Origin of the sequence: Pedobacter foliorum, from assembly GCF_013266735.1 — a bacterium.
Classification (GTDB): Bacteria; Bacteroidota; Bacteroidia; order Sphingobacteriales; family Sphingobacteriaceae; genus Pedobacter; species Pedobacter foliorum.
The window spans coordinates 121,543-133,046 of the sequence record NZ_JABSNU010000002.1; the positions used below are offsets into that span (position 1 = coordinate 121,543).

The 11,504-nt window shown below is 37.3% G+C and carries 14 protein-coding genes; all 14 read right to left on the reverse strand.

Going from position 1 to position 11,504, the window contains the following annotated elements:
- Entirely contained in the window at positions 1 to 465 is a 465-nt protein-coding gene (locus HQN83_RS04345) for a 4'-phosphopantetheinyl transferase family protein (RefSeq protein ID WP_173089018.1), read from the reverse strand.
- The gene (locus HQN83_RS04350) at positions 462 to 716 is read right to left on the reverse strand and encodes an acyl carrier protein (RefSeq protein WP_173089020.1); all 255 of its coding nucleotides are present in this window, start codon (positions 714 to 716) and stop codon (positions 462 to 464) included. The genes HQN83_RS04345 and HQN83_RS04350 overlap by 4 nt, the downstream gene beginning before the upstream one ends.
- 3 nt (positions 717 to 719) lie before the next feature.
- The gene (locus HQN83_RS04355; RefSeq protein WP_173089022.1) at positions 720 to 1,997 is read right to left on the reverse strand and encodes a beta-ketoacyl-[acyl-carrier-protein] synthase family protein; all 1,278 of its coding nucleotides are present in this window, start codon (positions 1,995 to 1,997) and stop codon (positions 720 to 722) included.
- Positions 1,990 to 2,436: a 3-hydroxyacyl-ACP dehydratase FabZ family protein gene (locus tag HQN83_RS04360; protein WP_173089024.1), complete on the reverse strand. Its 447-nt coding sequence runs from the start codon at positions 2,434 to 2,436 to the stop codon at positions 1,990 to 1,992. The genes HQN83_RS04355 and HQN83_RS04360 overlap by 8 nt, the downstream gene beginning before the upstream one ends.
- A gap of 68 nt (positions 2,437 to 2,504) precedes the next feature.
- On the reverse strand, positions 2,505 to 3,557 hold the full coding sequence (locus tag HQN83_RS04365; protein WP_173089026.1) for a type III polyketide synthase: 1,053 nt from the start codon (positions 3,555 to 3,557) through the stop codon (positions 2,505 to 2,507).
- A 20-nt stretch (positions 3,558 to 3,577) separates the two neighbouring features.
- On the reverse strand, positions 3,578 to 4,291 hold the full coding sequence (locus HQN83_RS04370; protein ID WP_173089028.1) for a methyltransferase domain-containing protein: 714 nt from the start codon (positions 4,289 to 4,291) through the stop codon (positions 3,578 to 3,580).
- A complete protein-coding gene (locus tag HQN83_RS04375) occupies positions 4,292 to 5,416 on the reverse strand; it encodes an NAD(P)/FAD-dependent oxidoreductase (RefSeq protein WP_173089030.1) in 1,125 nt (374 codons plus the stop codon). It lies immediately after the preceding gene.
- 80 nt (positions 5,417 to 5,496) lie between these two features.
- Complete coding sequence (locus HQN83_RS04380) at positions 5,497 to 5,736, reverse strand: hypothetical protein (RefSeq protein WP_173089032.1); 240 nt, start codon at positions 5,734 to 5,736, stop codon at positions 5,497 to 5,499.
- A 120-nt stretch (positions 5,737 to 5,856) separates the two neighbouring features.
- Positions 5,857 to 6,618 carry a LytR/AlgR family response regulator transcription factor gene (locus HQN83_RS04385; RefSeq protein WP_173089034.1) on the reverse strand — a complete coding sequence of 254 codons (762 nt, stop codon included), beginning with the start codon at positions 6,616 to 6,618 and terminating at the stop codon, positions 5,857 to 5,859.
- Complete coding sequence (locus HQN83_RS04390; RefSeq protein WP_173089036.1) at positions 6,593 to 7,660, reverse strand: sensor histidine kinase; 1,068 nt, start codon at positions 7,658 to 7,660, stop codon at positions 6,593 to 6,595. Before HQN83_RS04390 ends, HQN83_RS04385 begins: the two co-directional genes overlap by 26 nt.
- A 35-nt stretch (positions 7,661 to 7,695) precedes the next feature.
- The gene (locus HQN83_RS04395; protein WP_173089038.1) at positions 7,696 to 8,655 is read right to left on the reverse strand and encodes a hypothetical protein; all 960 of its coding nucleotides are present in this window, start codon (positions 8,653 to 8,655) and stop codon (positions 7,696 to 7,698) included.
- Between the two features lie 138 nt (positions 8,656 to 8,793).
- A complete protein-coding gene (locus HQN83_RS04400; protein WP_173089039.1) occupies positions 8,794 to 9,780 on the reverse strand; it encodes a PorP/SprF family type IX secretion system membrane protein in 987 nt (328 codons plus the stop codon).
- Positions 9,780 to 10,724 carry a T9SS type B sorting domain-containing protein gene (locus HQN83_RS04405; RefSeq protein WP_173089041.1) on the reverse strand — a complete coding sequence of 315 codons (945 nt, stop codon included), beginning with the start codon at positions 10,722 to 10,724 and terminating at the stop codon, positions 9,780 to 9,782. Before HQN83_RS04405 ends, HQN83_RS04400 begins: the two co-directional genes overlap by 1 nt.
- A 19-nt stretch (positions 10,725 to 10,743) precedes the next feature.
- On the reverse strand, positions 10,744 to 11,496 hold the full coding sequence (locus tag HQN83_RS04410; protein ID WP_173089043.1) for a hypothetical protein: 753 nt from the start codon (positions 11,494 to 11,496) through the stop codon (positions 10,744 to 10,746).
- Between the last annotated feature and the right edge of the window lie 8 nt (positions 11,497 to 11,504).

Here is an 11,504-nt window from a genome sequence, read left to right on the forward strand (position 1 = left end):
TTAAAGATAAACAAGTGCAAGGTATGCACCATGGTGACTAACCGAATTGGGGTTAGTCATTTTATAATCAGGAGGGGCTTGATCGGTTATTTTAACCCTAACCTTTTCAAGTTCCTCCTGTTTAGTAGAAGCTATGGTATGAACATAGTTTTTATCGAAATTGCTTTCCGTAAAATATACCTCATCTTCATAAGAAACTTTTCCTGTAGCCTTATCATTGTAAATAATCAGGTTGTTGCATTTAAGCTTAAGCGGAGCAAACTCACGAATCTTAGTCTCCCTTGAATAGATTTTGTAAGCAGATTCCTTCATGCTCCACAGCAACCAAACCATAAGAGAAGAGCAAATACCAGAGGTGATCATAAATTGCTCTTCGTTATTGAAAATCTTATCCAGATAGCCTTTTCTTTTCCAATTGCTATCAATAACAGCTTGTTCCAGATCAACTATATCATTGCCTATCATTTTGTTTTTAGCTTATCTTCAATAATTTCTATCGCAGCATTTACATTCAACATGCGTTCCATCGAGAGGTTATCTATTTCTATATCAAATTCCTCTTCCACATCTAAAATTACATCAACCAGATTCGCAGAATTGATCTTCAGATCTTTAATGAAATCTGTGGTTTCATTTATTGAGGCTACTGCATCCTTATCTTGCGCATAGGTGGCAATAATAGGGGTAAGCCTTGCTATTAATTCTGCTCTGTCCATATTTTATTTAGCGTATTTTTTTAAGATAATACAAGCATTTACGTCCCCAAAGCCAAAGCTTGCCTTGGCCACAATATTAACATTTGTGTTCAACAATTGTTGTGGAATTTTATTGAAATCTATAATGTCAGTTATTTCAGGATTTAGATCCTCGCAATTGATATTGGGGAATACAAAATCCTGATGCAATTGTAATATTGAGGCGATGCATTCAATGCTTCCGGCGGCGCTTAGGCAATGGCCTATTGTTGATTTTAATGAGTTGATATAAGGGAAATCTTTGTTTTTTCTGTCCAGTGCAATACTCCAGTTTTGAATCTCTGTCGCGTCTTTGGCGGTTGCAGTAAGGTGCCCATTTATCGCGTCAATTTCACTGGCTTTAATACCGGCATTTTGCAAGGCCCCTTTAATACAACGTTGTACAGCAATACTGTTTGGAGCTGTCATTGTTCCGGAACCTCTCTGACCGCCAGAGTTGATATGACCACCCAGTATTTCGGCATAGATTGTTGCACCTCGTTTAAGCGCGCTATCTAAGGATTCTAAAACCAAAGCTCCTGCGCCACTTCCGGGTACAAAACCACTTGCACTGGCACTCATTGGTCTTGATCCCTGCTTTGGAGATTGGTTATGTTTATAGGTGCAAACTTTCATAGCGTCGAAACCAGCCCATATATAAGGTCCACTGTCACTTGTGCTACCAGCAAGCATCTTCGTCGCCTGACCGGTTTTAATTCGCTCATAGGCCATTAAAATGCTTTCTGTTCCGGTAATGCAGGCCGATGAGTTAGTGGTGGTTTGATTGCCAAGACCAAGCTTGCCACCAAGGTAGGCGCTAATGCCACTGGCCATAGTTTGTACCACCACGGTACTGCCAAGCTTTCTCAGTTGCAGTTCATCAACTTTATAAATAGACTCTCTGAATTTATCTATGCCAGAAGTGCCAGTTCCAAATATTGTTCCGCTGTCCCAATCAGGTTCATCACTGTCTTGATTGATGTCGAGTCCGGCATTTTTCCAGGCATCCATACCGGCAATTACGCCATACAGGATGCCTGTGCTGTTGAAATTTCTTAGCTCTAAAGGACTAAAATATTGAGCAATAAAATCATCTGATAGCTCAGGTTTACCTGCTATCTGACAAGAAAACTGCAATTGTTCTAACTGAGGGTCATGATTTATACCCGAAGTGCCATTTTTAATGGCCTCCGTAAATGCAGTTAAGCCAACTCCATTTGGGGCAACAACACCTAATCCGGTTACAACAACTCTGTTATGCATTCATTTTATTGGTTACCATTCCTGATATAGTGCCTTTACAAACTACTTCATGTTGTTCATTTATCATTTGTACTGTACAGTTTAGTTTTTTAAAGCGGAAGTATACTTTTTCGGCAATAACCTTTACTTTTTCTCCCGGAAACACAGGTTTCATAAAGTCGATGGCAGTGGAGGTAAGCATTACGTGTCCCGGTACACCGCCTTCGGCACTTCCTGTAAGGTATATGCCTAAACAAACTAGGCCAATTTGAGCCATGGTTTCTGTTAAAATTACTCCTGGAGTAACAGGGTGATCTTTGAAATGGCCTTTGTAAAAGTCGAGGTCTTTATCGAAGGTGAAAGTACCACTTGATCCATTTTCATCTATGTGGAGTAATTCATCTACAAATAAAAATGGTTTTGAGTAAGGTAAGTGGGTTAAAATTTCTTCTTTATTCATGTTAAATTATTCTTTGCTAATATTAATGTAAAACTAAATAAAATCGCCCGCCCTGCCTAGTGGTTACTTTACCATTTCAACAATATCCTTTGCGCAGAAAAGCCTGGTCCAAAGCTTAACATCAAACCCAAATCCCCGGGTTTTGGCTCACCCTCCATAAATCGTTCTAAAACATAAAGTACTGTAGCGCTCGACATATTCCCAAATAACCTTAAAACAGCTTTAGTGTCTTCAATGTTCTTCCCTAATTTACCAAATAGATCGTCAACAAGCTGTACAATTTTTTTACCTCCCGGATGAAAAATCAAATGATCAATATCATCAATCATCAAATTGTGTTTTGCCAAAAAGGGATGGATTATATCCGGGAAATGACTTTCTATTGTGTCAGGAACATTAACATCTAAAACCATTTGCAATCCGCTATTTACCAGTTTAAAACCCATCATCTGCTCTGCGTTGTAGAAATGATACATTTCATCCGCAATAATTTCAGGCCCTACATCATCAACATGAGAAGAAAGCAATGTACACGCTACACCATCACCAAAAATTGCAGCACTAACAATGTTGGTCATAGAAAAATCGTTTACCTGAAACGTAGCTGTAGGCGATTCGTATGCAATGATAGCAGCTCGTTTTCCAGGGTTAGATTTCAGAAAGTTATTTGCGTATATCATACCCGAAACACCGGCGGCACAACCCATTTCTGTAACCGGTAAGCGAACTATATCTTGCTTTAATTTTAAATTATTGATGAGGAACGCATCCAACGATGGAATCATAATACCTGTACAGCTTACGGTAATTAAGTAGTCAAGGTCCTGAGCTTGCCACGAAGCTTTTTCTAGAGCTTGTTTTAAACATGCTGTGCCAAGCTTTATTCCTTCCCTAACATATATGTCATTCCTTTGTTCAAAAGTCAAATCACTAAAAACTTCTTCCGGCGACATGATGGAATAACGCTGATCTACTCCTGCGTTTTCAAATATCTTTTTTACTTTTTTAATAAAGCGTTCATCTTGTCCACTTAACCATGAATCTAAAAAGGGAACAATCTCTTCAGTTTTTCTTGAATACTGGGGCAGCAGCTTACTAACGGTTTTGATCTTGACGCTCATGGGAGATTTTTATGGTTTTGCTAATCGAAAGTTGGAATGATCCATTGATACCGGAATGCCCATTTCCATTTTATGGTATGTTTTTTAAAGTTCAACGCTTTGGAATAGGATAGGAGGTCTTGCTTTTTAAATCCTCTGAGTATTGAAACCAATCCGTCATCTTTAGACATCTTATTGAGCCTGAAAACAAAGCATATTAGGGTAAACAAATAATATGCAACAGCGCTTCTATGTAAATCATTAACAACAATGCCTATCCTTGCTTGTTTTCTAAATCCACTCATTAGTTTTAGGATTTCCGCATCTTTGAAATGATGAAGTGTTAATGTGCAAAGGATAATATCATACTTTTTGTATTGTTCAATTTCATCGAAAATATCTGTACATACGTAGCTGATGTTGGAGTAGTTTTTGGACAACTGCCGGGCGTGGTTAACGGTATAGCTGTTGGCATCTATTCCTACCAAATTAAACTTTAAGTTGTTGTTGGTAGCGTAGCTTGCCAACGTTCTCAACATATCACCATTGCCACAACCTACATCTAAAATGCTGATCTCCGCTGGTGTATGGTTTTTAATTAAAGAATTTACCCCCTGCAGTGTCACCTTATTTCCACCTAGCAACCTGTTTATGCTTGCAATTTTGTCTAAAGCATCCCTTAATATTTCTCCTTCCATAGAGAAATTGTCCATTATTTCAGGCTCTTCGCTTCTTCGACTGGTGTTTACAAGCATTTAGATTATCGGTTTACCGTGGGTCTTTTTTATTATAGCAGGTAATATTAAAGGGAATTTAATCAATAGATTTAACAATGGAGCAAACAGTTTTTCTTTTCTTATAATACATGATAAGAGTTTTCCAACAGCAAGTCTTTTTTTAAAATTCCGATTCCATTCTTTTTTATAGCTGCTTTCAAATACAGATCTGGAGGAGATTGTTCCGTTTAAAAATTGAATGGTTAATTCAGCACAAATTTTGGCACTATGTATAGCCATCGCCATGCCGTTTCCGCAAAGTGGGTGGATTAACCCTGCGGTATCTCCAATCATCAAAACATGATTAAAGACCGGCTCTTTTTTCTCAAAAGAAACCTGACTTATCGTTAATGGCTGATCAAATAATGGAACACATTTTTCAAATATCTCTTTTAGCTGAGGGTTCTGATAAAGCACCTGCTTTTGAAAATCTGCAATGTTTTTGTGAGTTTTAAAACTTTGGTAATCTGTTAGGTAACAGATGTTGATAACACTATTCTCTACTTTAGATACCCCACAATAACCTCCTTTGAAATTATGAAGCGCAACCAAATCATCAGGGAAATCTCCATTGTAATGTGCTTTAACCGCAAGCCATGGCGACTTTTTTTGAATAAATAGCCGTTCCATTTTTTGATCTAGAGAAGAGCGCTTCCCATAGGCGCCAATTACTATCCTGGCATTGAGTAAGCCGCTTTTTGTTGTGCCAACGCTAAAAGTTTCATCTTTAAAATCTATTGAGGTTACTAAGTCGGTTATAATATCACACCCATTTTGCAAGGCCTTTTCGTTAAGGAAATTATCAAGCGTAAACCTGCTAATTCCAAAGCCACCAAGCGGCAGCTTGCTGTGTATTGTTTTTCCTGAAGCAGATGAAATTGATAATCGGTTAATTGTTGTCGGCTCGAGTTGAGCAGGATCGAGATCAAGCCATTTTAAATAGGGCAGAACCTCATTAGAAATGTACTCGCCACAAACCTTATGATGAGGGTAGGTGTTTTTCTCAATTAGTGTAACCTTAAACCCGAATTTTAAAAGGTGAATGGCATAAGTTAAGCCAGCCAAACCACCACCAACTATAATTACGTCATTTTCGGATTTCATAGTGCGTAATGGGTTTAGTAATTACAACACTATAAAAGTCGATATTGTTCGTTAATAATTATGTTTCAATTTTAAGAATCTTAAACATTAAACTCATCTAATGAATAAGGCAACTCTTCGCAAAGAAAGCCGTACCTCATTAAAATTTTTCTCACAGCAGGAATATAAGATCTGGCACTAACTACTCTCAATATTTTATCCTCATCCTCGAAAGCAAAGGTCCAGTTTTTTGTGCCAAGCAAATTGTCCATTTTGTGTTTTATGGTACTCAGATCATGCATATCCCGTACCGAAGTTTTAAAAATAGTAATGTCCATCATTTTTATTTATTGGGTCTCTGGTTACCCGAACTTAATAGTTATTTAAAGATGATTTATTTGTATGTATTAGAAAAGAGAATTTGTGCCGAAACGGACAAAAATGAAGTTGAATAGTAATAACTATTTCCTGGCAAGCCAATCTAGAAATTGAGGAGTCTTTTCTTTACTTATGGTGATGGTTTCCTTAAACGGTACAGAAAGGTTTATGATCAGTTTGCGAGAGAAAAAGTGAGCGGCATCTTTAACAGCAGCTCTGTTCAACAGGCATTGTCGATTAACCCTGAAAAAATCGTCGCCACACATACGTTCCAGCTCTTCCATTTTTTTATTTACACCATACATCTTATCATCAAATGTAAATAAGCATGTCTCTTCATGTTTAATGTAAAACAAGGCAATATGCTCCATTTTTATGGGGATGATCTTGTCTTTAAGTGTAACTAAAATAGAAAATGCTTTCTGTTGAGGTTTGTTTGCAAATAGATCAAGAATAGAATCGTAAGAAACGGCCGAAGTAGTAAATTCCTTGCGTAAGGTTTGATATTTTTTTAAAGCCTGTTCAACTGTCGAAGAAACAATCGGCTTTAGTATATAGTCAATGCCTGTTGTACGGAAAGCGTTAAATGCATATTCATCATAAGCAGTACAAAAAATGATTGGCGCTGTAACCTCTACAGATTTAAATATATCAAAACTTAACCCATCACCGAGTTGAATATCACTAAAGATCAGATCAGGCATAGGGTGCATTCTAAAATAGTGAATAGCTTCTTTTACAGAACCTAAGGTTGTAACAATCTGAGCATTAGGTTGTAGTCTAATGATCAGGTCAGCAAGATCCTCAGCTGTTATTTTCTCATCTTCTATAATTACAATCTTCATGTTTTAATATTTTTAAGCTAACAGAAAAGGTAAGTCCATCGTCTCTGATGTCAACTTCGTCGCCGGATAACAGGTTATATCTTTCCGCAAGATTGGCTAAACCACTTCCTGTAGAATATTCCTGGTTTGATTTAAGCTGAATGTTATTGATTACGCTTATCCACTTGCCATCTTGTCTTATGGTTATATTAAGTGGGGCAGCATCCGTAAGTTCATTGTGTTTAATCACGTTTTCCAAAAGTGGCTGAAGAGAAAAGACCGGAAGCACAAGACCTAAACTTTCTTCTTCCTGAATATCTAAATTAAAGCGCAATGCATCACCAAACCTTACTTTTTGCATTTCAAGGTAATCTGCACATAGTTTAAGCTCATCATGTAGTGGTGCTATTCCAGTTTTATTAGTTGATATAGACACGCGTAGAAAGTCGGACAAGCGGATTAAATAATCTTCAGCTTTTTCAGGACTCCTTTTAATTAGTGATTTTAAAATGTTGAGTGCATTAAAAAGAAAATGTGGGTGTATTTGCTGAAGCAATAATTCATTTGCAGCCTGAGATCTTGCAGCAATTAAACGTGAGTTTTCCAGCTGTACCTGAGTGTTGAAATCCTGTACGATAATAAAGTTTTGAAGGAGAAGGGCAATAGCATTAATCACGAATCCTTGTATGCTAAGGTACAAGTAGATGATATTCCCTTTTACTTTAAATGGCGTTCGTTTAAATATTAGGTCGTGACTGCTAAGGTATTGACCAAGCCAATAGATGAATAAAATGACAACGGTACTCATTGCAAAGCTTAGCACATAAAACCAAGCTGGACATTTACTTAAGGTTGGTGTTTTTTCGTCTCTAAAAATCACTAATAAGCCAATATTGGACAAACATATCATTATCATAAGAAGGATAAAGAACACCGATTTTTGCAGAGCAATATATAGTTGTCCATCTTCTATAAAAGAGGAAAGCATTAAAAAGAAACTGACCGCTATAGAAAAACAGCAGCTTATTCTGACTAAACTTTTAACAGGAAGTTTCGTTTTCATTTTGTGCAAATATATTCATGATTGGCGAAGAACTTTTATTTTATCACAAAGGCCGCGTTTATGTTGAAAAAGGGAGCCGATATTTTGGTTCTCGACCTATAATCATTTATCTTTTCATTTACTTTTATCAGACGGGTCGACATCGAGTTTTTGTAGCCTCCTTTTAAACCTAATAGCAAGTTTTTCTCAAATAGATAATCATATCCCAGATGCATGTAAATATCGGTTGAAAGCCATTCGTAATTCCCTGACCTGAACTGCATTTGAGCATCTTGTTTTAGAAAAAAGGAATTGCCGTTAAGTTCAACACCAGTGCTAACCCAGCCATTTAATGTACTGGATCTTCTAAATATAATTTTTTGAGGAAGTACTGCATCCAATTCCCAAAGACTATTAGTGAATTTATGCCAATAAGAGAATAAAGGAAAGAAGGGGACGAGGCTCGACTGGTCTAAATTTACAAAAGCACCTAAAGTGGTTAAAGTTTCAGGGCTTGCTTTTAAGATCATTGAAGTTGAAAAGGAGCCGGTTAGTTTTTTAATGCCAATGAAATTTGAGCTTCCAAACAGGAAGGAAACTCTGTGGAAGATAGGTCTGTTGAACAATTTACCACTATACATTACGGAAAAGGCGGCATCAAAATCATCTGTGTTCCAGTGTGATTTGCGGTATAAATCAGGAGTGGTTTTGTTAAAGTAAGTTGTGTTTTCACGCGTGTATGTAATACCTGCGTGCATAGAAAGTTTGTTTTTTGAATAAAGAGGAATGATGGTTGAAATATTGAAACGATTGGAAGAAAGTTCTCCCTCATGCTCCAAATTGCCATTTTTAGAATATACTTTATAGTCAGAATCGCCGAAATAATCTTTTTGAATAGTTACAAGTTTAAAAACAGGATAACGTTTTTGAATCGTTTTATTTTTTTCAAGTGTATCCTGCGCACATAAAGTGCTTGTGCCGGTAACCAACGATAATGACAATAATAAAATCCTCATGAAATTGTGTTTCCACAAAAATGAATGCTTAGGAGGATCAATTAAAGGTGTTTAGTGCCGAAACGGACAAAACAATACCTGAAGTGTCGGTGTATTTTGATTTGTTTTTAAAGATGTGATAAAGAAGGGAAGATACTTTTAAAAATCATAGCATCTTAATGATCTCATTTTTCTCATGTTTCTAGGCCCTAAATAAATACCTACAGAAAATTCATGACTACCATAATTGTAATACTGTAGCTTGTTTAGCGAATAGTCATAAGAATAGCCAATTCTTAAATTCTCTGTTGCAAAAAGCTCGAACATCATGCCTAATGCATTTTTTTTAGTAAGGTTGTTTTGCAGATACTTTTTATTGTACAAAGGAACAGTTGTTCTGTAAAAGCCACCAATCCATACTTTTTCATTAAGCAGGAGGAAGGCATTAACGTCAAGAGAAGTTGGACCTTTAATATCGTCTTTTAATAAAATAACAGGTTTTATAGCCCATCCGTAACTAATGGGTATCATAGTTCCTGCTGTTAAAAATATGTGGGGTTGAGGAACAGGAACAAGAAGGTTGTTACTATAGCTCTTTGCTGCCCAGCTCGCTATGAGGTTACTTGCAGAAAGTCCGGCAAAGTATTTTTCATTAGAATAGAAGATTCCGGCTCTGGCATCAGGGAAAAACCTCGATTGCATTCCATCCGGGATAATTTCGTCACCTGGATCTATAGCATCTAATTTATCACCATCAAGGCTAAGTTGCATTACGCCTGCCGCTAAACCAAAAGAGAGTTTAGAGTTTTCATCATAACCCAATTGGATTTTATAGGCATAATTGGCATATGCAGAAAGGTTCTTTTGAGCACCTATTTTGTCGTTTGAGGCAATAAATCCAAGACCGACATCACCTTCTTCAATAGCACCATCCACTGCCACAGAAACTGTAGTTGGTGCGCCCCTTACGCCAACCCATTGGGCGCGGTAAAAAGCTTGTATATAAAGTTCTTTTTTATAACCTGCGTAAGCCGGGTTAATATGAATGGTATTGAAAATGTATTGCGTAAACTGACTGTCTTGTTGTGCATTAGAAGTACAAACAATTCCGATAGATATAAAAAATAGGAGTAAGATTCTCTTCATTATTGTCTGCCTCTTAATAAAGTGATGTATCCCTTATATATTTTCCATTCATTACCTATTTTCAGTTTTAACAGGTAGAAGTAAGTACCCTCATTAAGTCCACGGCCAGTCCACTCATTATTGTATCCTTTTTTAAAGTAAACGGTTCCTCCCCATCTGTTTAGGATGGTGATTTCATTTTCATAGTGGTCTATGCCACGTATAGTAAAGGTTTCATTTTTTCCATCTCCGTTTGGCGTAAATACGTTTGGAATAAAAATATCCGACACTACTGTTGTTGCGGTAGAGGTATTGTTAGCTAGAATAGGATCTGGTTCATTTGCCGAAACTGTAGCCGTGTTTATAATTTCACCAGGTTTGATTGCCTTTGTTTTTATTCTTAAATCGGCAGATTCTCCGTTTTCCAGTTTGTCTATTTCCCATAGAACGGTTCTGGTAGCAAAGCTATACCTTGCACTACTGCCTGCAGTAGGGGTGAGCTCTTGAAACTCTACTTCTGGAGGTAGTTGATCGGTAACTTTGATATTAGTTGCCTTGTCGCTTCCATTATTTTTTACGTTAATGGAATAGTTAAATGCGTCGTTTAGTGATAGTGCGCGGTTGTCTGATGTTTTAGTAATCATCACATCGGCACTTAGTAAGTTTACTGGTGGGCCTAAAACAATGACTTTGTCAGAAACATCTGATTCACAGCCTCCTGAATTAAAGGATACTACGGTATAGATACCAGGGATGGTAACAATGTATTCGATAGTCGTAGCATCCGGTATAATTTGATTGTCTTTAAACCATTGGTAAGTAGATGCGTTAACAGAATTTGCCCGCAACTTTAAAGTACCTCCCGCAGGGAGATTCACAGTTTGCGGATCAGCAGCTTGCGCAAAGCATGCCGTTGCACTGAGCAACAGCATACTTGACACAAAACTTATTTTTCTGTTAAACATGAATACTGAAATAATTAATCTAAGAAACTGATATAGTTGGTGTACCAGGTTTTGGAGTAACTTTTATTGTCGTGCTTCCGGTTTCTTCACATGGTGTTCCTGTAGATCCTTTCACTAGCTTGCCTCCTTGAGCTACATATTTAGCTTTTGATGTAATGGTATAGGTACCCACAGTAGTACTAGTCATGTTAAATTTTGTTTGATCAGTAGCATCAACAGTACCTGCATTAGTAGTAGATCCTGACCAATCATAAGCAAAATCCACACCTGCAGGAAGAGTATTGCCTGCAGTAACAGCAGCAGCAGCAGTTACTATTGTTTTAGTAGTATTTGTTGATCCAGCCTCACAATAGGTTGAACTTGCTGGTGTTAGAGTTACTTCAAATGGAGGTAATAGGTAAACATCTATAGCCGAAGATACATCACCGGTACATCCACCTGGAGCAGCACTAATAACATGCGATTTCCAAAAATGCTCACCAGCACCTGTAAGATCTGTGCCTCCTGTTACTATTAGAGCTCCAGTTTCCGTTGCTGATACTACTTTTTCAACTACAGCGGAGCCTGCGATAGGTACTCCTGCGGCATCAACTTTCTGCCAAAATACTCTATCTCCTGTGGCCAATGTATAGTCAGGGTTGGTATAACTAAGAGTTACTGATCCTGTTCCGCAGATATAAATATCTGGAGTTGCAGCTAAAACACTTACAGGTAATACAAAAGCAAATAGTAGTGCTATTGTTAATTTGATTTTTGAAATTTTCGTTTTCATGATTATTT

Bases quoted from the DNA above. Each gene is read 5' to 3' on its own strand.
- HQN83_RS04375 (WP_173089030.1), bottom strand. From the start codon at position 5,416: ATGAAATCCGAAAATGACGTAATTATAGTTGGTGGTGGTTTGGCTGGC.
- HQN83_RS04370 (WP_173089028.1), bottom strand. From the start codon at position 4,291: ATGCTTGTAAACACCAGTCGAAGAAGCGAAGAGCCTGAAATAATGGAC.
- HQN83_RS04365 (WP_173089026.1), bottom strand. From the start codon at position 3,557: ATGAGCGTCAAGATCAAAACCGTTAGTAAGCTGCTGCCCCAGTATTCA.
- HQN83_RS04390 (WP_173089036.1), bottom strand. From the start codon at position 7,660: ATGAAAACGAAACTTCCTGTTAAAAGTTTAGTCAGAATAAGCTGCTGT.
- HQN83_RS04395 (WP_173089038.1), bottom strand. From the start codon at position 8,655: ATGAGGATTTTATTATTGTCATTATCGTTGGTTACCGGCACAAGCACT.
- HQN83_RS04400 (WP_173089039.1), bottom strand. From the start codon at position 9,780: ATGAAGAGAATCTTACTCCTATTTTTTATATCTATCGGAATTGTTTGT.
- HQN83_RS04380 (WP_173089032.1), bottom strand. From the start codon at position 5,736: ATGATGGACATTACTATTTTTAAAACTTCGGTACGGGATATGCATGAT.
- HQN83_RS04385 (WP_173089034.1), bottom strand. From the start codon at position 6,618: ATGAAGATTGTAATTATAGAAGATGAGAAAATAACAGCTGAGGATCTT.
- HQN83_RS04345 (WP_173089018.1), bottom strand. From the start codon at position 465: ATGATAGGCAATGATATAGTTGATCTGGAACAAGCTGTTATTGATAGC.
- HQN83_RS04350 (WP_173089020.1), bottom strand. From the start codon at position 716: ATGGACAGAGCAGAATTAATAGCAAGGCTTACCCCTATTATTGCCACC.
- HQN83_RS04410 (WP_173089043.1), bottom strand. From the start codon at position 11,496: ATGAAAACGAAAATTTCAAAAATCAAATTAACAATAGCACTACTATTT.
- HQN83_RS04360 (WP_173089024.1), bottom strand. From the start codon at position 2,436: ATGAATAAAGAAGAAATTTTAACCCACTTACCTTACTCAAAACCATTT.
- HQN83_RS04355 (WP_173089022.1), bottom strand. From the start codon at position 1,997: ATGCATAACAGAGTTGTTGTAACCGGATTAGGTGTTGTTGCCCCAAAT.
- HQN83_RS04405 (WP_173089041.1), bottom strand. From the start codon at position 10,724: ATGTTTAACAGAAAAATAAGTTTTGTGTCAAGTATGCTGTTGCTCAGT.